Genomic DNA, 17434 nt, shown 5'->3' with positions numbered 1-17434 from the left:
GGGCTCGGTGTCGGACCGTTCGGCGTGGCGCGCTGGTCAGCGGGCCGACCAGCGTTGCGCGGCGGTGCCGTTGCACTGGTAGAGCTGCACGAGCGTGCCGTTCGCGGTGCCGCCCGCCGCCACGTCGACGCACTTGCCGGAGCCGGCGCCGACGATCGTGCCGTCGGCGTTGACCGTGAAGCGCTGGGCGGGTGTGCCGTTGCACGTCCAGATCTGGATCTTGGTGCCGTTCGCGGTGCCGTTGCCGTTGACGTCGAGGCAGCGGTCGCCGTAGACGCGCAGTTCACCGGCCGCGGTGCGGGTCCACCGCTGGTTCACCCCGCCGTGGCAGTCCCACAGGTGGACCTGCGCGCCGGGGGCGGTGCTCGCGCCCGAGACGTCCAGGCAGCGGTTCGACTGGGGGTTCACCCACGACGCGGCCGTCCCGACGGGCGGCACGGCCGGGGCGAGGCTGCCCGGCACCGACTGCAGCGCCGAGTACCAGCGGGCGCCCATCTTGTCGTACCCGGTGGCGTTGGGGTGCACGCCATCGGCCAGGTCGGCGGTCGTGATCGCCGAGTGCATGTCGACCAGGTGCGTCATCGGGCCCTTCTGCGCCACGATCCCCGGGATCGCCGCGTTGTACGCCGCCACCCGCGCCTCCAGCGTCGGGTTGGTCTCCGGGGTGATCTGCGCGACGAACAGCTCCACCATCGGCGCGTTCGCCCGGATCTTGTCGATCAACGCGGACAGGCGGGCGGGCGCGTTCGCCACGTCGTGGTTCTGGTTCATGTCGTTCGTGCCGATGTGCAACAGGATCGTGCGCGGCGACGTCGCGGCCAGCCACGCCACGACGTTCGCGTCCAGCTGGTCGATCCGCCAGCCCGAATGCCCCTCGTGGTCGTGGTCGCCGAGCTGCGCGGGCCCGTTGAACCCCGAACCCACGAAGTCGACCGTGTACCCGCCCGCCGCCATCCGCTGCCACAGGTTGATCCGGTACCCGCCCGGCACGTTGAACCCGTCGGTGATCGAGTCGCCGAGCGGCATCACCCGCACGCCGCCGTTCGACTCGGCCACCGCGGGGGCGGCCGCCGTGACACCGAGACCGAGACCGAGCACCAGCGTGAGCGCGGCTGCCCCCAGCCGCCGAAGGGTCGAGCGCATGCCTGATCTCCTCGCCGTCGAGTGCCCAGGGATTTCCGCACTGTGACAAGGAAACTGACCGCGCGCCGCCACTGTCAAGGACTAGCCCGGCTTGCGGCCCCAGGCAGTGATCATCGGCGCGAGCATGAGGTCCAGGTCGCCGCGGGTGAGGTTGGCGAGATGGGTCTCGATCTCCTCGGGTGTCGCCAGTTCCGCGGCCAGCAGCCGGTCGCGGACGTGCCGGACCGTGGCCGCCTCGAGAACCGAGCACGCCGGTGACGCGATCGGGAAGTAGGCCTCCGCGCGCACGTCCGCCAGCTGCGACGCCCGCAGCAACCGGGGCAGCGTCCGGCCGTAGGCGAGGTCCGCGCCGCGCTCGGCCATCAGCGTGCGCATGCGGGTGCGCAGCCGGTTCGCCAGCTCCTCGGCGGGGCCGCGTTCGTCCGGGCACGCGAGCGGCTGCAGCGCGGGGTCGGCGTCCTCGAGCACCAGCCACCCGCCCGGCCGCAGCGCGCCGATCATGACGCGCAACGCGGCCGCCCGGTCTGCCAGGTGGACCAGCACCAGCCGGGCGTGGACGAGGTCGAACGTCTCGGCCGGCGGCGGATCGCGGGTCACGTCGTGCTCGCGTACCTCGAGCGCGCCGCCCGCGGCGGGTTCGGTCCACGACACGTCGATGTCGGTGGCCAGCACCCGGCCGGTCGGCCCCACCCGCTCCGCGAGGCCACGCGGCACCGAGACGCCGCCCGCGCCGACCTCCCAGCAGCGCCACCCGGCGCCGAGTCCCAGGTCGTCGAGATGACGGAACGTCCACGGGTCGAACAGTTCGGCGAGCGCCTCGAACCGTGCGCCCGCTTCCGGGCGGCTGTTGTCCAGGAGGTAGCGGTTCACGGCACCAGCATGGTCCTCCGAGCCGGGAGGACCTACGGGTCCGCGGCGATCTAGCCCGTGATGTTTCGCACCATCCGGTCGGCGACCGCCACCGCGAGCGCGCAGGCGTGCTCTCCGCCGTCGCTGGCCAGCACCTCGATGCCCTGCCGCGCGGCGAGCCCGACGGTCACCTGGCAGGCGGGCTGCGGATCGCTCCCGTTGACCACGGCGGGCTGCCCCGCGACGTCCACGAGGAACCCGTCGTCGCCGCCCTGCCGCCGCCGGTCGCCGAACTGCGCGGCGAACACGTCGGAGCCGGGCCACAGGTTGTACTCGACGTCCCGCTCCGTGCCGAAGTCGTTGCGGCTGCACGTCAGCAGGCTGCCGTCGCTCGCCCGGTACGGGTTCCCGGCGCCTTGCAGCCCGAACTCGGCGGCCTGGTCGTCGGTCAGCAGGCCGCACACCGTGTCCTTGGTGGCGTACCGGCTCGCGTCCAGCGACCGGGAGATCGGCGGGGGCGCGGGCGGCAGCGCCGTCACCACCGGCGTGGCGAGCGGCGACGTGGTGGTGGGCACCGTGGTCGTCGGTGTGGTGTTCTCCTCCGGTGGGGCCGCCGTGCACCCCGCGAGCACACCGGCCACGACAACGCAGAGCACCATCTTCGCGGACAAGCCGATACCCCCGGTTCGCCGACGTTGCCACCCGACCGTACCGGACTTTTCGGCGGTCCCACAGGGGCTGGATCGCGGCCCCGGACCACCCCGGCACGGGCTCGGTCAACCCCGTCCGGTGTGCTTTCCCTTGGCTTTTCCCGGAACGCGGGTGTTGTTGCCCTGCCCGCGGTGGTCCGGGGCGCGGCGCGTGACCGGCGCGTTGTCCGCGGACGTCGCGGGTTCCGCGACCGGGGTCGCCTGCGGCCGGGGTGCCGGTCGTGGGGCTCGTGCCGGCGGTTCGGTGCTCGGGACTGCCGTCGTCCCGGTCGGTGGTGGCTGCTCCGGGGATTCGCTCGTCGGGCTGCCGGAGACGCCGGCGGTGGTGGTGCCCGCGACGGCGAACGCGGCGGCCAGTGCGAGCACGGTCAGGCCGGCGTGGACGGGGCGGAGCCGTGCCGGGCGGGCGTCGTCCGCGTGCCGTGGCGCGGGTATCGGCAACGTCAGCTTCGGCGTGCGCCCCTCCGCGATGGCGCTCAGCACCGTCGCGCAACGGGCGGCGCTGGGCCGGGCCTTCGGGTCCCGCGCGGTCATGGCGGTCAGCAGGGTTCGCCACGCGTGCGGGAGCGCGCCGGGAATCCGGGGTGGTCGGTTCAGGCGGGCGAGTGCGGCCTCGACGGTGGTGCCCGTGTACTCGGTGCGGCCGGTGAGGCATTCGAGCAGCAGCAGCCCGAGCGCGTAGACGTCGGCGGCGGGACCGACCTCGGCGTCGGTGATCTGCTCGGGCGCGAGGTAGGCGGCCGTGCCGACGAACTCGCCGGACACGGTCAGGTGGACGGCCCGGAGTGCCCTGGCCAGACCGAAGTCCGTGAGGTGGCAGTCGCCTGCCGCGTCGATCAGGACGTTGGCGGGCTTGAGGTCGCGGTGCACGATGTCGCGTGCGTGGACGTGGGCGAGGACGTCGGCCAGCCGCGCGCCTGTCCTGGCGACCGCGGCCGGGGCGAGGGGACCGCGGTCGAGCAGGTCCCGCAGGGTGGGGCCGTCGACGAGTCGCATGACCATGAACGGCGCGTCGCCGTCGAGGCACACGTCGTGGACGGTGACGAGCCCCGGGTGGCACAGGTCGGCGAGCAGCCGCGCCTCCGCGGCGAACCGGTAGCGGGCGCCCGCGTCGCTGCCCGGCTGGAACACCTTCACCGCGACCACGCGGCCCAGGACGACGTCGACCGCCTCGTACACCCGCCCAGAACCGCCGCGGCCGAGCAGCGGACCCAGCCGGTACCGCCCGCCCAGCAGGCGCGTGCCCGCGGTGGCCGTGCGGCTGTCGTCCAGGTCCACCCGATCGCCCTTCCCGGTCGAGCCCGAAGCCCTAGACGTTGACCCAGAACGAGCGCTCTGTCAACACCGCATCGCGCTTGGTCACCGTCCCGGCACGGCGGCCGGGCACCACCGCGTGACGTTTGTGACGCGCCGTGCGCCGAAGAGGGTGAGGCGGAGTGCACACTTCGGGAGGTTGTGGTTTCGGCATGGCTTCCGGTCAGGCGGCGGCTGACCTGAGAGCGACGGTGCGGGCGGCGCAGCGCGGGGACGAGCGGGCGTTCCGCACGTTGTACCGCGAGGTGCAGCCGGAGTTGCTGCGTTACCTGCGGGGCCTGGTGTCCGCACAGGACGCGGAGGACATCGCGTCGGAGACGTGGCTGCAGATCGCGCGGGACCTCCGCGACTTCCGGGACCAGGGTGCCGGGTTCCGCGGCTGGGCGGCGCGCATCGCCCGGCACCGGGCGCTGGACCACCTGCGGTACACGCAGCGAAGACCGGTCGCGGCGTTCTCGGCGGACGTGCTGGTCGAGGTGCCCGCCGACGCCGACACCGCCGACCAGGCCATCACGGCGGCGGCCACGGACTCGGCCATCGCGTTCATCGCCACGCTGCCGAGGGACCAGGCCGAAGCCGTGTTGCTGCGGGTCGTGATGGGACTCGACACCAACGCGGCCGCGCGGGTCATGGGCAAACGACCGGGGGCGGTCCGCACCGCGACGTGGCGTGGGTTGCGCAAGCTCGGTGAACGGCTCGAGCGGGGCCGGGGAGGGCGCGTCGACGCCACGACGGGCGTGACGTGGCCATGGCGTTCGACGCCAAGGAAGACAGGATGAGTACGCGATCATCACGGCACGACTGGCGGCCCGACGGGATGTTCCCCACCGGGGAGGCCGGTGAGCGGCTCGCCACCGTGCTCCGCGCTGCCACCGCGCCCGCGCATCCCGGGGAACTGGCAGGCGAGGCGGCGGCGGTGGCGGCGTTCCGCGCGGCGGCCGCCGAGAAGGCACCGGGCCGCCCCTCGAAACTGCGGTCCGTGCTGGCCAAGGTGCTCACCGTCAAAGCCGTGATCGTCATCGCGGTGGCCGGATCCGCGGGCATCGTGGCGGCGGCCACCGGCGTGCTGCCCGCCCCGTGGTCACCGGTGCCGCCCGCGGAGCAGAGCAACACCTCGGCACGGCCGACCGCAGAACGTTCCGTCGCCACACCCACCACATCGGACGCGCCCCGTACGGCACGGTCCTCTCCGGACACCGACAGCACCCCGGAGCCCACCGGCAGACCGGCGGCCAGGGGCAAGACGGAACCCGCCGGCACACCCGAGGACACCGCGGTCACACCGACGAAACCCGGCAAGCCCGAGGAAACGGGCAAGCCCGCGCGCCCGCCCGTCGCGACGCCGGAGAAGCCCGGTGGCGACAGTCACGCGCCGGCGATGGGCAAACCCGAGAACACGGACAACACCGGCCAGGCAGACAATTCCCGGCGACCGGTCCCCGCGCCCGCTCGTCCCTCGACTCCGGACCGTGCTGCCCACGGCACCGCAGGTCCCCCTGGCGGGCCCACCCACCTCGGGTCCTCATCGGAGCGGAAGGGCCACGCGGGCCGGGTGTGACACTTCGGACGCCTCGTACGCCTAACAGATGAAGTGGACGACTACAAGCAACTCCGGCCAGTCCGCCGGTGGCGCCGATCCGTTCCCCCGGCGGCGCCGGACCGCGGTCTCGAGGCGGCTGACCGGAGAGGGGTGGGCCGGGCGGTAGTCCCCCTGGCTCCGGCGCCCGGTCCCGCCCCGCTCGTGACGCGAGAAGGAGGTGCCGACTGGTCGACGACGGGCAGGAGAGTCGATCTCGTGGTCGGGGAGGACTTCGCGTGGGATTCACCAGTGGCGGTCATCGGCAGACGCGTTGCCGTCGGGCACGGTCGTGGCGGGTTCGGGCGGCGTCACCGCCCGCACCGCCCGAACCCCTGCCCTCAGCGACGGGCGCGCGTCGCCGAGGTGGCCTTCACAGCTTGCTCTTGGTGCCGAACACGCCGCGACGGCGTCTGCCGAGCAGCGCGGCGGCGATGCTCACCGCGATCGCGGCCATGACGACCTGGATGATGACCTCGATCCAGTCGATGCCTTCGGTGTTCTCGACGCCGATCGCGCGGGCGATGGCGGTGCCGACGAAGGCAGCGGCGATACCGGCGAGGATCGTGAGCCAGATCGGGATCCGCTGCGCACCGGGTGCCACCATCCGCCCGAGAATCCCGAGCACCAATCCGATCACTATCGCGCTCAGCACTCCTGCTATGTCCATGATCTCTCTCCTTTGACTGGCGAGTGACGGTTCGCGCCAGGACGATCAACCGAATATCAAATATGTCACGGTTGTCGAGTCTGTGGCATCGGCACCGTCGTGAGAGTGCTCGTCACTCCTTTCATCAGGTAGGCTGTTGAATTGCCCACAGGTGCGTTCAACAAAACCTGATCAATTTGCCTTTTTGGCACCCCCGTGGCTCTGACCTGCGCAAATTAGCGCAAAGTAGGCGTGACTGTACGGAGTGGACAGTAGAACGTTTCACGCCGAAAAAGAAGACCGTACGTGTCCTCCCAATCACTACTCGACGGTTAACCAGCTGGTCCATTCGGCCCAATTTCCGCGATGTGGTTTTCGCGCTTGATAAGCACGGGTACCAGATGTGCACGGCGCTATCGATCGCCGACCCCGGTGCGCACGGGAGATCACTCAGGCATGGAGGACAGGCATGAACTCTCGAACACGCCTCGCTTGTGGCGTGGCGATCGGGTACCTGCTCGGCCGCACGCGCAAGATGCGGCTGGCGCTGATGGTCGCGGGCGCGACCGGTGCGGCGGGCTCGCCGCGCCAGCTGGTGGAACGCGGGCTGAAGCAGCTCGCGTCGGTACCCGAGGTCGGAAAGCTCGCCACGGTGGCCAGAGGCCAGCTCGTCGACGCCGCCAAGACCGCGGCGATGACCGCGGCGAGCAGCCGGATCGACGCCCTCAACGAACGGCTGCAGGGCAAGGCCGGCGGTGACGACGAGGAGAAGAAGCCCCGGCGCGCGTCCGGCAAGGAGCGCGCGGAAACCGACGACACCGGCGAGTCCGCTCCCCGGCCGGACGACGAGGACCGGTCCGACGAGGAGTCCGCGGAGGACAGTGCGGACGACACCACGGAAGACGGTGCGGAAGACAGCACGGAAGACCGCACGGAAGACAGCGAGGACAGCACGGCGGACAGTGCCGAGGAGACCGAGGAAGACAGCGACGAATCGCCGCGGTCGCGGAGGCGGACGAGCACGTCCCGGCGCCGCGCGAGCACGGACGACTCGGACGACAAGCCACGCAGGGGCAGCACGCGCCGCGGTTCGCGGGCGCCGGTGCGCCGGGCCGGGAGGTGACGACAGTGGTGACTGACACCGTCGCGAAGACCGCCAAGGGCACGGCGAAGAAAGCGAAGGACACAGCAGGCGCGGTGTCCGGTGGTTCCTCACCGCTGGCCGACTCGGTGCGCAGGCTCGCGCAGACGGTCACGACCCGTGCGGCCACCTCGCTGACCGACAAGGTCAGCTCGACGGCCGGGCGGCTCGGTGAGTACGGGTCCGGCAGCGGTGGCTCCGGCCTGCTGGGCGCCGTCACCGGCAAGGCGCCCGGCGCGGGCAGGAAGGCCGCGGCCGGTGCGGTGAAGGGCGCGCTGTCCGGTGCCGTGGAAGGGATCAAGGACAAGATCAGCGGTGCGCTCGGCGGCGGCGGCAAGGACAAGATCAAGGTCACGAACATCGTCGAGCACATCGACGTCGGCGTGCCGGTCGACCTCGCCTACGACCAGTGGACCCGCTTCACCGACTTCCCCGGGTTCATGAAGAAGGTCGAACACGTCGAGCAGGTCAGCGACGAGAAGCTGCGCTGGAAGGCGCAGATCTTCTGGTCCCACCGCTCGTGGGAGTCCACGATCATCGAGCAGGTGCCCGACGAACGGATCGTGTGGCGGTCCGAAGGGGCCAAGGGGCACGTCGACGGCGCGGTCACGTTCCACGAACTGGCGCCCGACCTGACCCGCATCCTGATGGTGCTCGAGTACCACCCCCAGGGACTGTTCGAGCGGACCGGCAACCTGTGGCGCGCGCAGGGCCGCAGGGCCCGCCTCGAGCTCAAGCACTTCCAGCGCCACGTGATGACGCAGACGTTGCTGCACCCCGACGACGTCGAGGGCTGGCGTGGCGAGATCCACGACGGCCACGTGGTCGACCAGGAGGACGAGCACGAGGACGAGCGCGACGAACGCGACGAACGCGACGAACGCGATGCCGAGCAGGCGGACGACACCGATGCCCGCGACGAGGAACCCAGCGAGGAAGACGAGCGCGAGGGTGCCGGCGCGGGCAGGAAGTGAGGAGCGAACCGCATGACGACAGCCGTGCAGCCGGCCGGTGGCGGTGGTGGGGTCGAGCGCCCCACCTCCTCCAGCCTGGCCGACGTGATCGACACCATCCTGGACAAGGGCCTGGTCATCGACGCCTACGTGCGCGTCTCGCTCGTCGGCATCGAGTTGCTGACGATCGACGCCCGCGTCGTGGTGGCCAGTGTGGACACCTACCTGCGGTTCGCGGAGGCCGTGAACCGGCTCGACATCTCCGACGACGACACCAAGGGGCTGCCCGACCTCGTCGGGGACATGCAACAGGGCGGGGCCAAGCACAAGACCAAGGGCGCGCTCGAGGCGGCGGGGGAGAAGCTGCGCGGCTTCCTCGGTGACGAGGAGGGCGAGCGGGCCGGGAACCGGGAGAGGAAGTGACGGGGATGGCCGAATCGCAGCAGGGGTTCTACGTCTACGGGATCGTCCCGTCCGATGTGGAGACCGAACCGGACGCGCGCGGCGTCGGCGACCCGCCGGGCGAGGTGACCACGATCAAGCACGGTGACGTGGCCGCGCTCGTCAGCACGGTGGCCACGGACTCCTCACTCGGCACGCCCGAGGACCTCGCCGCGCACGCCGCGCTGCTCGACGGCGCGTCGGCCGCCGCGCCCGTGCTGCCGATCAAGTTCGGTGCCGTGCTCACCAGCGAGAAGGACGTGGCCGAGGAACTCCTCGCCGCCCACCACGACGAGTTCGCCGCCGCGCTGCGTGAGCTGGAGGGCAAGGCGGAGTACATCGTGCGCGGCCGCTACCGGTCCGAGGCGGTGCTCAAGGAGATCCTCGCGGAGAACGCCGACCTCGACGACCTGCGCGAGGCGGTCCGGGACAAGCCGGAGGACGCCACCCGCAACGAGCGCATGGCGCTCGGTGAGGCGATCACGAACGCGATCTCGGCGAAGCGCGACGCCGACAACCAGACCGTGCAGCGGGCCCTGGACGGGCTCGGGTTCATGACGCTCGTCCGGGAACCGACGCACGACGAGGACGCCGTGCACGTCGCGTGCCTCGCCGAGACGGAACAGGAGTCCGAGCTCGAGGAGGTGGTCGAGCGGCTGGCCGCCGACTGGGACGGCCGGGTGGAGCTCCGGCTGCTCGGCCCGCTGGCGGCCTACGACTTCGTGGTCAGCAAGGCGGCGGAGTAACGCCATGGGCCTCGTGTCCGGCCTCCTCGGCCTGCCGCTCGCGCCGGTGCGCGGTGTCATCAAGCTCGGCGAGCTGGTGCAGCGGCAGGTCGAGGAGGAGCTCTACCACCCGGCGTCGGCCCGGCGCGAGCTCGAGGAGGTCGAGCGCAAGCGCGCCGAGGGCGAGCTGTCCGAGGAAGAGGAAGCCCAGGCACAGCGACGGGTGCTGCGCCGCATGACCGCACAACCGGGAACGAAGGGGCGGTGAATGCCGAGTGGCCACAGACGCCAAGAACGCCAAGGACGACGCCGAGAAGAGAACCGACGAGGCCGGCGACCGTGACACCGGGCAGAAGCCGTCCGCGTCGCGGATCGCGGCACAGGCGAGCGACCACATCAGCGCGCTCACCGCGAAGAGCGTCGTGGGCGTGACCTCGGTCGAACCGGCCGACCAGGGCTGGCTGGTCGAGGTCGAGGTGATCGAGGACGCGCGGGTCCCGTCGTCGTCGGACGTGCTCGCGCTGTACGAGGCCGAGCTGAACGAGCACGGCGATCTGTTGTCCTACCGCCGGACCAGGCGGTACCCGCGGGGCAGCGGCGACATGGGGAGGAGCTGAGATGACGACGCCCGCACAGCCCGGCGCGTTGACGCAGCAGAGCGCGAACGGCGGCCACCAGACCGCCAACCTCGGCGACATCCTCGAGCGCGTACTGGACAAGGGCCTGGTCATCGCCGGTGACATCCGGGTCAACCTGCTCGACATCGAGCTGCTGACGATCAAGCTCCGGTTGGTCATCGCGTCGCTGGAGACCGCCAAGCAGGTCGGGATCGACTGGTGGGAACACGATCCCTGGCTGTCCGGCCGGGCCGACCGGGACGACCGGAGCCTCGAGCGGGAGAACGAGGAGCTCCGCGCACGCGTCGCCGAACTCGAAGGCCGTGCGCCCGAGAAGATCGAGGGAGGTGGTCATGCCTGAGCACGGAACCTGGGTCTACGCCGTCGCCGAAGGTGTGGACCCGAACCTGCTCACCGGCATGACAGGCGTGGCGGGGGAACCGTTGCGCACCACCGGCGCGAACGGGCTCACCGCGGTCGTCGGCACGGTCCCGCTGGCGACGTTCGGCGAGGACGCGTTGCGCCGCAACCTCGAGGACCTCGACTGGCTGGCCCGGGTCGCGCAGGCACACGACGCCGTGGTGGCGGCCGTGGCCCGCGCGGTGCCCGCGGTGCCGTTCCGGATGGCCACCGTCTACTTCGACGACGACGGGGTCGGGTCGCTCCTGGACGGCCTGGGTGAGGGCTTCCGCGCCGCACTCGCGCGCGTCGCGGGACGTGCGGAGTGGGGGGTGAAGGCCGTCCTCGACGTCAGCGGGCTCGGTGGCGCCGAGCCGGTCGGTGCGGGCGACCGGCCGGGGAGCGGCGCCGAGTACCTGCGGCGCAAGCGCGAGCACCACCTGGCGCGCGAACGGGTGGACCAGCTCGCGGTCGAGCACGCCAACGAGATCCACGCGGCGCTGACGGCGCTCGCCGTGGACGCGTGCCTCCACCGGCCGCAAAGCCCTGCCCTGAGCCGGCAGCGGTCGCCGATGATCCTCAACGCCGCCTACCTCGTCGACAACGACGCGGTCGCGGAGTTCGCACACGAGGTCGGCCGCCAGGACGAACGACGTCCCGGCGTCGAGCTCGAGCTCACCGGTCCGTGGCCCGCGTACTCGTTCGCCTCGATCGGAGCCGAGTCATGAGCGAACCCGTGCCGATGCCCGGCACCGAGCGGCGCATCGCCCTGGTCGACCTGCTCGACCGGGTGCTGGCGGGCGGCGTGGTGATCCACGGTGAGGTGACGCTGTCCATCGCGGACGTCGACCTCGTGCACATCTCCCTGCGCGCCCTGTTGACCTCGATCAGCGCACTGGAGCAGAACCCATGACCGAACGGCTCAGCCACCACATCAACGCCGACCCCGACACCGCGCAGCAGAGCCTCGCGGGCCTCGTGCTCACCGTCGTGGAACTCCTCCGCCAGCTCGTGGAACGCCAGGCCATCCGCCGCGTCGACGACGACACCCTCGACGACGAGCAGATCGAGAAGATCGGCCTGACCCTCATGCGGCTCGACGAGGGCATGGACGAGCTGTGCGCCCACTTCGACCTCCGCCGCGAGGACCTCAACCTCGACCTCGGTCCACTCGGGACACTGCTGCCACCCGAGTAGGCGGCTACTTCGGCGGAGTGCGGCCCGGGGTCACGTCGATCACCGGGCTGTCCCGCCACGTGACCTTCGGCGGCGCGCTCTCGAGTTGGTACACCCGCGCCCTGCCGTGCTCCCGCACCACCACGTACCACCAGCCGTTGTGCTGGACCAGCGACATCATGTGAGCCTCCCGAGCGACTGACCCAGGGAGTACCCACAGGACGGCACCGGAATGCGTGTGAGGTGGGTCTCGATGGGCCCCGATCCCACCGCCGCCGGCCCAGCCCTCATAACCGGTGGGTTATCGCTCCGTGTGCGAAGTCAGCGTTGTTCCACGTCGGAAGCCGCATGAAGGTGAGTGCACGCGGCTCGACGGGAAGAAGGGTGACCACGCACCATGGACCGACTCGACGTCATCGACACGTGCACGCGCATGGCGTGGTACGCCGACCGCCGCGACTGGGACCGGCTGGCGGACGTGTTCGCCGAGACGGTGACGCTGGACTACACCAGCCTCGACGGCGGCGACCCGGCCACGCGCACACCGGCGCAGATCGTCGCCGGGTGGCGGGAGGCGCTCGGCGGCTACGAGGCCACGCAGCACCTGATCGCCAACCACCTCGTCACGATCGACGGCGACACGGCGGTGTGCACGGCCGCGTTCCAGGCGACGCACTACAAGAACGCCGAGTTCGGCTCTCCACTGTGGCGGCTGGGCGGCACCTACGAGTTCAGCCTCGTGCGCGGTGACGACGGCTGGCGGATCGCGGGCGTCGTGATGACCGCGACCTGGGGCGAGGGCAACAGATGAGGAAGGCCGTCGTCGTCGGGCTGGTGGCCGGGGTCGTGTTGGTCGGTGGGGTGGTGGCGGTGGTGAGCAGTGACTACTTGCGTGCTGTGGTGTCCGATGCTGTGGAGCCGTTGCCGTCGTCGACCGCCTCGGTCGGTGCCTTGGATCCGGCTGCTGGGCGTTACCTGGATGCGGTGGCGGCGGGTGATGCGGACGCGGTGGCGGCCGTGTTCGCTCCTGACGCGGTGGTGGTGGATGTGGGGCGGGAGATCCGTGGCCGGGACGCGATCCGTGCGTGGGCGCAGGCGGAGGTGATCGGTGGTAGGTACACGTTGATCGACCACACGCCGCGGGATGGTGGCACCACGATGCTCGTGCGCTTCGAACCCGGTGGCATGGCGGGGTTCCGTGCCAGTTACCGCTTCGACATCAGCGACGGGCTGATCACCACGGCAATCCTGGAATACGCATGACCAAGGTCCCCGTAGGTGGCAGGCGCGCGCCGGCCGGCCGCGGCGAGCAGACCGTCCTGCACACGCTGGACCGTGCGCAGCCAACAGGCGGGTGCGCGACTTGTCCCGGTGGTAGAACGACCCCGTCGGTGCGCCGCTGAGGGTGCTGATCGCGCCCGCGGTCGTCGCCAGGCCCGCAATGAACGCTCTACATGGAGGCCACATGGGACAGCTCCCGACGGGACAGGCCGACGCCGCGTTGCGCCGGTTCGGCCTGCCGCGGTTCGCGCGAGTCCGGCCCCGGCCGTCGGCGCGCCCGGTCGTGACGGTCACCGGTGCGGTCGCCCGCCCGGCCCAGCTCCAGCTCGGCGAGCTGCTCGACCGGCACGACCGGCGCACGCAACGCTCCGACCTGCACTGCGTGACCACGTGGAGCGCACGCGACCTGTCGTGGAGCGGGGTGCCGTTCCGCGACGTGCACGCGACCCTGACCGCCGAGACCGGGGTGTCGGGCGCGGCAGGCTGGGTCACCTTCACCGGCGTGGACGGCTACCGCGCCTGCCTGCGCCTGGACGACGCCCTGGCCGACGACGTGCTGCTGGCCGACCACCTGGACGGCGTCCCGCTCACCGTGGACCACGGCGCCCCGGTCCGCCTGGTCGCCCCCGCCCACTACGGCTACAAGAGCGTCAAGCACGTGTGCGCCATCGAGTACCGCCGCGACTACGACCCGGGCTCGGCCCGGTGGGCGGCACACCCTCGCGGCCGGGTCGCACACGAGGAACGCAGCAGATACCTGCCCGGAGCCCTCTGGCGCCCGATCTGGCGCAGCCTGCTGCCCAGGGTCCGCGCCCGCTACGAGGCGGACGGGCACCTCACATCGCACGGCAGGCAGAGCACACCCACCGCCGGCGACGCGTGAGGTGGGGTCTCAGGGGGTGTCGAGCCGGTCGGGGTGTTCCGCGAGCGTGCGAGCGATGTCGACGAGCTTGACGTTGAGGTCCTGCGAGGTGCGGCGCAGCACGTCGAACGCTTCGTCCGCGGTCATGCCCTGCCTGGCCATGAGGATGCCTTTGGCCTGGCCGATGATGTCCCGGTGCTCGATCGCCGCGTGCAGGTGCTGCTGGTGCAGGGTGGCCACTTCGGTCGCCGTGGTGTACGCGAGGGCGAGCGACGCGTGGCCGGCCAGCAGCAGCGCGGCGTGCCGGTCGTGGTCGCCCAGGCCGCCGATCTGCGTGGAGTAGATGTTGAGCGCGCCGCCCACCGCTGTCGGCCGGTGGGCTTTCAGGTCGGTCGACAGCACCGCCGCCAGCCCGTACCCGGTGGCTGCGCGGGCGAAGCGCGGCCACCGGGTTTCGGCGGCCAGGTTGTCGCTCGCGGCGTACGCGGGACCGTCCGGACGGGCGGCGTCGACGCACGGGCCATCCCCGCTGTCGTACTGGACCTGATCCAGCGCACTGGCCGCCGGACCGGTCTCCACGGGGGTGAAGAACGTGCCGGAGTCGTCTCGCAGGGTGATGCTCACCAGGTCGGCACCTGACACTATGGACTGAGCCGCGTCGACGATCCGGTGCAATGTCCTACTGACCGTGGTCGTGTCCATCAGCAGCCGCGTCAACGACGCGAGCTGGGCCGTGAGGGTGTCCAGCGCGGTGTCGGCGGCGTCCGCCTGCGCGGTGCGCAAGGGGAGAACCGACGCGGGCGCCACGTCCCGCAGCGTCCTGGCGGTGGCACCGGCGGGGTCGGCCACGACTCGGCACCGCACCCCGCGCGTGCCGAGCGCTTCGGCGACCGCCAGCAACGTACGCGCGCCCTCGGCGGTGAGCAGCCGCAGCTCTCGGAGGTCGAACACCGCCGACGTCGGCGGCGCGAGCGCGGACAGCGCGTTCCGCAACGACTCGGCGTCGGCTTCGGTACCGGCGAGCACGCCGGAGACGCGCACGACCATCTCCTCGCTCCCCGCGTGCGAGGCGACGGTCAGTTCCGCGGTCATGGCATCACTCGACCGGTACGGCCAGGCATGCCGAGGGCATCGACCGTCGTGTCCGGCACCGCATGGCCCCCTCGAGGTAGATCGGTACCGCGAGCTCCAGACCTCGGCGTAGCCGGGTGTTCGTGGTCGCCGGTGACGGCGACGCGGGAGCTGCCGCCGAGGTGGACCATAGGCGACTTGATCGGAACAGATCGTTCTCGACGTTGGGGTTCACCCGTTCGGGGGTATTACTCCGGTGCGTCAAGCAGTCGGCGCTGTCATGCACCCGGCGTGAGGACGGCGATGACGCGATGGACCTGTACTTCGACGACGACTCCGTGTCGCGCGCCCTGCGGCGGTACGTCCGGCTGGTGAACGAGGCACTCGGGTTGACGGGGGAGTGCTGGTACGTGCAGGCCGACGACGCGGTCTCCGCCTACATCGCCCTCGACAGACGGTTGCGCCGCTGTCCCGACCGGGATGTGGCGCTGCTGTGGGACGACAGCCACGGCTGGTCGGCCGCGATCGAGACCCACAGCGGTGAGGACCTGCTGGTGGTGGCCTACCTCGGCCAGGAGGTGCTGCCCGCGCCCGCGAGGGTGGCCGCGTGGGTCCGCGACCTGTTCGACCGGCACCGGAGCCTCGACGAGCCCCTGATCGACGTGCCGCCGGTCTTCGGTCCGGACGACGGTCTGGCGGCCCGGCTCGCGAGGTATGCCCGTCCCGGGTGGACGGACGCGTCGCGCCCCTCACTGACCGAGGCCGGCGCCTGACGGAGTGGCGGGCCGGAGCCCTTCTGCCGGGCGGCTGGTCAGGTGCCGGGCAGCGTCGCGAGGACGGCCGTGGCGACCTCGTCCGGGGTGCGGTCGGTGGTGGGGACGGTGGCGGTCGCCACCGCGGTGTAGGTGGGGCGGCGGGCGGTCAGCAGTTCCGCCAGCCGCGTCCGGGGATCGGGCAGCAGCCACGGACGCAGGGGCACCAGGCCGTCCCGGCGCAGCAGGCGCTCGAGGTCCACGTCGAGGAACACCACGTGGTACCCCGCGAGCAGTTCCGGCACGCCCGGCGCGGTGGGGGTGCCGCCGCCCAGTGCGAGCACACCGTCGAACCCGGGCAGCAGCTTCGCCAGCAGCTCCCGCTCGGACTGCTGGAACCGCTCGCGGCCCAGGGTGACGACGAGTTCGCCCGCGGGCAGGCCGTGCGCGCGTTGGAGGTCGTCGTCGAAGTCGCGGAACGGCAGGGCCAGACGGTGGGCGGCGCGGCGGCCGACCGTGCTCTTCCCGGAACCGGGCGGGCCGACGAGGATCAGCGCGGGACCGGTCACCAGCGCTCCCGCAGCGCCTTCAGGTACGACTCCGCGTTGCGGCGGGTCTCGTCGAGGGAGTCCCCGCCGAACTTCTCCAGCGCCGCCTCGGCGAGCACGAGTCCCATCACGGACTCGAGCACCACGCCGGCGCGGGGGACCGCGCACACGTCGGAGCGCTGGTGGATGGCCGCCGCGGGTCCGCCGGTCCTGGTGTCCACAGTGGACAGCGCGCGCGGGACCGTGGAGATGGGTTTCATCGCCACCCGTGCCCGCAGCGGCGCGCCGTTGGTGATGCCGCCCTCCAGGCCGCCTGCCCGGTTGGTGCGCCGGGACAGGCCGGGGCCGATCTCGTCGTGGGCCTGGCTGCCCCACCGCCGGGCGGTGGTGAACCCGTCCCCGATCGCCACGCCCTTCATCGCCTGGACCCCCATCAGCGCGCCGGCGAGCCGCGCGTCGAGGCGGCGATCCCAGTGCACGTGCGATCCCAGCCCGGGCGGCAGCCCGTAGGCGATCACCTCGATGACACCGCCGACCGTGTCGCCGGCCGCCTTGACGGCCTCGATCTCGGCCACCATCGCCTCGGTGCCCGCCGCACTGAACGCCCGGACCGGGCTGGCGTCGACGGTGGCCACGTCCTCCGGGCCGGGTGGCGGGCCGTCGGGGGCCACCGCGCCGCCGATCGACACGACGTGGCTGACGATCTCCACGCCGAGCAGCCGGCGCAGGAAGACGCGGGCGATGGTGCCGACGGCGGTGCGGGCCGCGGTCTCGCGGGCGCTGGCCCGTTCCAGGACCGGGCGGGCGTCGTCGAACCCGAACTTCTGCATCCCCGCCAGGTCCGCGTGACCGGGGCGGGGGCGGGTGAGGGGTGCTCCTCGGGCCAGGCCAGCGAGGTCGCCGGGGTCCACCGGGTCGGCGGACATGACCTTCTCCCACTTGGGCCACTCGGCGTTGTCGATCCGCACCGCGATCGGGCCGCCCTGGGTCAGGCCGTGCCGTACCCCGGACAGGATCTCCACGCGGTCGGTCTCGAACCCCATGCGCGGGCTGCGGCCGAACCCGAGACGGCGGCGGGCGAGCTGCTCGGCCAGGTCGGCCGTCGTGACCTCGACCCCGGCCACCATGCCTTCCAGCACCGCGACGAGTGCGGGCCCGTGCGACTCACCGGCTGTCATCCATCGCAACACCCTTCGATCGTGACATGGCTCCCCGAGGGCAGGGAGC

The 17434-nt window shown here is 71.8% G+C and carries 25 protein-coding genes; 16 read left to right on the top strand and 9 right to left on the bottom strand.

The features are described from left to right. Positions 1-36 precede the first annotated feature (36 nt). The 4 genes from ACYQ77_RS40970 to ACYQ77_RS40955 form a co-directional block, all read right to left on the bottom strand. Positions 37-1143 (bottom strand): ricin-type beta-trefoil lectin domain protein, encoded by a 1107-nt coding sequence (locus tag ACYQ77_RS40970; RefSeq protein WP_459722263.1) that lies wholly within the window; start codon positions 1141-1143, stop codon positions 37-39. An 81-nt stretch (positions 1144-1224) separates the two neighbouring features. Next, positions 1225-2013 (bottom strand): class I SAM-dependent methyltransferase, encoded by a 789-nt coding sequence (locus tag ACYQ77_RS40965; protein WP_459722260.1) that lies wholly within the window; start codon positions 2011-2013, stop codon positions 1225-1227. Between the two features lie 50 nt (positions 2014-2063). After that, positions 2064-2663, bottom strand: a complete 600-nt coding sequence (locus tag ACYQ77_RS40960) for a DUF3558 family protein (RefSeq protein WP_459722257.1) — start codon at positions 2661-2663, stop codon at positions 2064-2066. Positions 2664-2768: 105 nt separating this feature from the next. Next, on the bottom strand, positions 2769-3980 hold the full coding sequence (locus tag ACYQ77_RS40955) for a serine/threonine-protein kinase (protein ID WP_459722254.1): 1212 nt from the start codon (positions 3978-3980) through the stop codon (positions 2769-2771). 188 nt (positions 3981-4168) lie between these two features. Between ACYQ77_RS40955 and ACYQ77_RS40950 the strand changes: the two genes are divergently transcribed. Continuing rightward, positions 4169-4795, top strand: coding sequence for an RNA polymerase sigma factor (locus tag ACYQ77_RS40950; protein ID WP_459722252.1), 627 nt, complete (start codon positions 4169-4171; stop codon positions 4793-4795). Continuing rightward, the gene (locus ACYQ77_RS40945; RefSeq protein WP_459722249.1) at positions 4792-5574 is read left to right on the top strand and encodes a hypothetical protein; all 783 of its coding nucleotides are present in this window, start codon (positions 4792-4794) and stop codon (positions 5572-5574) included. The genes ACYQ77_RS40950 and ACYQ77_RS40945 overlap by 4 nt, the downstream gene beginning before the upstream one ends. A 391-nt stretch (positions 5575-5965) precedes the next feature. Here the strand turns inward: ACYQ77_RS40945 and ACYQ77_RS40940 are convergent, their stop codons facing one another. Next, on the bottom strand, positions 5966-6262 hold the full coding sequence (locus ACYQ77_RS40940) for a GlsB/YeaQ/YmgE family stress response membrane protein (protein ID WP_459722247.1): 297 nt from the start codon (positions 6260-6262) through the stop codon (positions 5966-5968). 448 nt (positions 6263-6710) lie between these two features. Between ACYQ77_RS40940 and ACYQ77_RS40935 the strand changes: the two genes are divergently transcribed. The 10 genes from ACYQ77_RS40935 to ACYQ77_RS40890 are packed head-to-tail and all read left to right on the top strand — an operon-like array spanning position 6711 to position 11714. Next, entirely contained in the window at positions 6711-7364 is a 654-nt protein-coding gene (locus ACYQ77_RS40935) for a hypothetical protein (protein ID WP_459722244.1), read from the top strand. An 8-nt stretch (positions 7365-7372) separates the two neighbouring features. Continuing rightward, entirely contained in the window at positions 7373-8356 is a 984-nt protein-coding gene (locus ACYQ77_RS40930; RefSeq protein ID WP_459722242.1) for an SRPBCC family protein, read from the top strand. Positions 8357-8368: 12 nt separating this feature from the next. Then, on the top strand, positions 8369-8758 hold the full coding sequence (gene gvpJ, locus ACYQ77_RS40925; RefSeq protein ID WP_459722240.1) for a gas vesicle protein GvpJ: 390 nt from the start codon (positions 8369-8371) through the stop codon (positions 8756-8758). 5 nt (positions 8759-8763) lie between these two features. Continuing rightward, positions 8764-9522 (top strand): GvpL/GvpF family gas vesicle protein, encoded by a 759-nt coding sequence (locus tag ACYQ77_RS40920; protein ID WP_459722237.1) that lies wholly within the window; start codon positions 8764-8766, stop codon positions 9520-9522. Between the two features lie 4 nt (positions 9523-9526). Then, positions 9527-9769: a gas vesicle protein GvpG gene (locus tag ACYQ77_RS40915; protein ID WP_459722234.1), complete on the top strand. Its 243-nt coding sequence runs from the start codon at positions 9527-9529 to the stop codon at positions 9767-9769. Between the two features lie 7 nt (positions 9770-9776). Then, positions 9777-10118, top strand: a complete 342-nt coding sequence (gvpO, locus tag ACYQ77_RS40910) for a gas vesicle protein GvpO (RefSeq protein ID WP_459722232.1) — start codon at positions 9777-9779, stop codon at positions 10116-10118. 1 nt (position 10119) lies between these two features. Next, positions 10120-10479, top strand: coding sequence for a gas vesicle protein GvpJ (gvpJ, locus tag ACYQ77_RS40905; RefSeq protein WP_459722231.1), 360 nt, complete (start codon positions 10120-10122; stop codon positions 10477-10479). After that, on the top strand, positions 10472-11245 hold the full coding sequence (locus ACYQ77_RS40900) for a GvpL/GvpF family gas vesicle protein (RefSeq protein WP_459722229.1): 774 nt from the start codon (positions 10472-10474) through the stop codon (positions 11243-11245). The genes gvpJ (ACYQ77_RS40905) and ACYQ77_RS40900 overlap by 8 nt, the downstream gene beginning before the upstream one ends. Beyond that, a complete protein-coding gene (locus ACYQ77_RS40895; protein WP_459722227.1) occupies positions 11242-11430 on the top strand; it encodes a gas vesicle protein in 189 nt (62 codons plus the stop codon). The genes ACYQ77_RS40900 and ACYQ77_RS40895 overlap by 4 nt, the downstream gene beginning before the upstream one ends. Beyond that, positions 11427-11714: a gas vesicle protein K gene (locus tag ACYQ77_RS40890; protein ID WP_459722225.1), complete on the top strand. Its 288-nt coding sequence runs from the start codon at positions 11427-11429 to the stop codon at positions 11712-11714. Before ACYQ77_RS40895 ends, ACYQ77_RS40890 begins: the two co-directional genes overlap by 4 nt. 4 nt (positions 11715-11718) lie before the next feature. Here ACYQ77_RS40890 and ACYQ77_RS40885 read toward each other — a convergent pair whose 3' ends face one another. After that, positions 11719-11874, bottom strand: a complete 156-nt coding sequence (locus tag ACYQ77_RS40885; RefSeq protein ID WP_459722222.1) for a hypothetical protein — start codon at positions 11872-11874, stop codon at positions 11719-11721. A gap of 216 nt (positions 11875-12090) precedes the next feature. Here ACYQ77_RS40885 and ACYQ77_RS40880 point away from each other — a divergent pair, with 216 nt between their 5' ends. The 3 genes from ACYQ77_RS40880 to ACYQ77_RS40870 all read left to right on the top strand — a co-directional run bounded on the left by ACYQ77_RS40880 (position 12091) and on the right by ACYQ77_RS40870 (position 13857). Continuing rightward, positions 12091-12504, top strand: coding sequence for a nuclear transport factor 2 family protein (locus ACYQ77_RS40880; RefSeq protein ID WP_459722220.1), 414 nt, complete (start codon positions 12091-12093; stop codon positions 12502-12504). Beyond that, positions 12501-12956: a nuclear transport factor 2 family protein gene (locus ACYQ77_RS40875; RefSeq protein ID WP_459722217.1), complete on the top strand. Its 456-nt coding sequence runs from the start codon at positions 12501-12503 to the stop codon at positions 12954-12956. Before ACYQ77_RS40880 ends, ACYQ77_RS40875 begins: the two co-directional genes overlap by 4 nt. 202 nt (positions 12957-13158) lie before the next feature. Then, on the top strand, positions 13159-13857 hold the full coding sequence (locus ACYQ77_RS40870) for a molybdopterin-dependent oxidoreductase (protein ID WP_459722216.1): 699 nt from the start codon (positions 13159-13161) through the stop codon (positions 13855-13857). 9 nt (positions 13858-13866) lie between these two features. Here ACYQ77_RS40870 and ACYQ77_RS40865 read toward each other — a convergent pair whose 3' ends face one another. Beyond that, the gene (locus tag ACYQ77_RS40865) at positions 13867-14928 is read right to left on the bottom strand and encodes an ANTAR domain-containing protein (protein WP_459722213.1); all 1062 of its coding nucleotides are present in this window, start codon (positions 14926-14928) and stop codon (positions 13867-13869) included. Between the two features lie 290 nt (positions 14929-15218). Between ACYQ77_RS40865 and ACYQ77_RS40860 the strand changes: the two genes are divergently transcribed. Then, the gene (locus ACYQ77_RS40860) at positions 15219-15680 is read left to right on the top strand and encodes a DUF6292 family protein (RefSeq protein WP_459722210.1); all 462 of its coding nucleotides are present in this window, start codon (positions 15219-15221) and stop codon (positions 15678-15680) included. A 38-nt stretch (positions 15681-15718) separates the two neighbouring features. Here ACYQ77_RS40860 and ACYQ77_RS40855 read toward each other — a convergent pair whose 3' ends face one another. Both ACYQ77_RS40855 and aroC read right to left on the bottom strand, forming a co-directional pair. Continuing rightward, on the bottom strand, positions 15719-16228 hold the full coding sequence (locus tag ACYQ77_RS40855) for a shikimate kinase (RefSeq protein WP_459722208.1): 510 nt from the start codon (positions 16226-16228) through the stop codon (positions 15719-15721). Further along, positions 16225-17397, bottom strand: coding sequence for a chorismate synthase (gene aroC / locus ACYQ77_RS40850; RefSeq protein ID WP_459722205.1), 1173 nt, complete (start codon positions 17395-17397; stop codon positions 16225-16227). Before aroC ends, ACYQ77_RS40855 begins: the two co-directional genes overlap by 4 nt. Between the last annotated feature and the right edge of the window lie 37 nt (positions 17398-17434).

This window comes from Actinophytocola sp. KF-1 (assembly GCF_054661535.1).
This window is presented reverse-complemented; position numbering and strand designations above follow the sequence as displayed.

Excerpts from the sequence above, each read along its gene's own strand:
- ACYQ77_RS40895 (WP_459722227.1), top strand. The coding sequence starts at position 11,242 with ATGAGCGAACCCGTGCCGATGCCCGGCACCGAGCGGCGCATCGCCCTG.
- ACYQ77_RS40890 (WP_459722225.1), top strand. The coding sequence starts at position 11,427 with ATGACCGAACGGCTCAGCCACCACATCAACGCCGACCCCGACACCGCG.
- gvpJ (WP_459722240.1), top strand. The coding sequence starts at position 8,369 with ATGACGACAGCCGTGCAGCCGGCCGGTGGCGGTGGTGGGGTCGAGCGC.
- ACYQ77_RS40920 (WP_459722237.1), top strand. The coding sequence starts at position 8,764 with ATGGCCGAATCGCAGCAGGGGTTCTACGTCTACGGGATCGTCCCGTCC.
- ACYQ77_RS40915 (WP_459722234.1), top strand. The coding sequence starts at position 9,527 with ATGGGCCTCGTGTCCGGCCTCCTCGGCCTGCCGCTCGCGCCGGTGCGC.
- ACYQ77_RS40945 (WP_459722249.1), top strand. The coding sequence starts at position 4,792 with ATGAGTACGCGATCATCACGGCACGACTGGCGGCCCGACGGGATGTTC.
- ACYQ77_RS40970 (WP_459722263.1), bottom strand. The coding sequence starts at position 1,143 with ATGCGCTCGACCCTTCGGCGGCTGGGGGCAGCCGCGCTCACGCTGGTG.
- ACYQ77_RS40860 (WP_459722210.1), top strand. The coding sequence starts at position 15,219 with ATGGACCTGTACTTCGACGACGACTCCGTGTCGCGCGCCCTGCGGCGG.
- ACYQ77_RS40935 (WP_459722244.1), top strand. The coding sequence starts at position 6,711 with ATGAACTCTCGAACACGCCTCGCTTGTGGCGTGGCGATCGGGTACCTG.
- gvpJ (WP_459722231.1), top strand. The coding sequence starts at position 10,120 with ATGACGACGCCCGCACAGCCCGGCGCGTTGACGCAGCAGAGCGCGAAC.
- ACYQ77_RS40875 (WP_459722217.1), top strand. The coding sequence starts at position 12,501 with ATGAGGAAGGCCGTCGTCGTCGGGCTGGTGGCCGGGGTCGTGTTGGTC.
- ACYQ77_RS40950 (WP_459722252.1), top strand. The coding sequence starts at position 4,169 with ATGGCTTCCGGTCAGGCGGCGGCTGACCTGAGAGCGACGGTGCGGGCG.
- ACYQ77_RS40870 (WP_459722216.1), top strand. The coding sequence starts at position 13,159 with ATGGGACAGCTCCCGACGGGACAGGCCGACGCCGCGTTGCGCCGGTTC.
- ACYQ77_RS40940 (WP_459722247.1), bottom strand. The coding sequence starts at position 6,262 with ATGGACATAGCAGGAGTGCTGAGCGCGATAGTGATCGGATTGGTGCTC.
- ACYQ77_RS40900 (WP_459722229.1), top strand. The coding sequence starts at position 10,472 with ATGCCTGAGCACGGAACCTGGGTCTACGCCGTCGCCGAAGGTGTGGAC.
- ACYQ77_RS40865 (WP_459722213.1), bottom strand. The coding sequence starts at position 14,928 with ATGACCGCGGAACTGACCGTCGCCTCGCACGCGGGGAGCGAGGAGATG.
- ACYQ77_RS40880 (WP_459722220.1), top strand. The coding sequence starts at position 12,091 with ATGGACCGACTCGACGTCATCGACACGTGCACGCGCATGGCGTGGTAC.
- ACYQ77_RS40885 (WP_459722222.1), bottom strand. The coding sequence starts at position 11,874 with ATGATGTCGCTGGTCCAGCACAACGGCTGGTGGTACGTGGTGGTGCGG.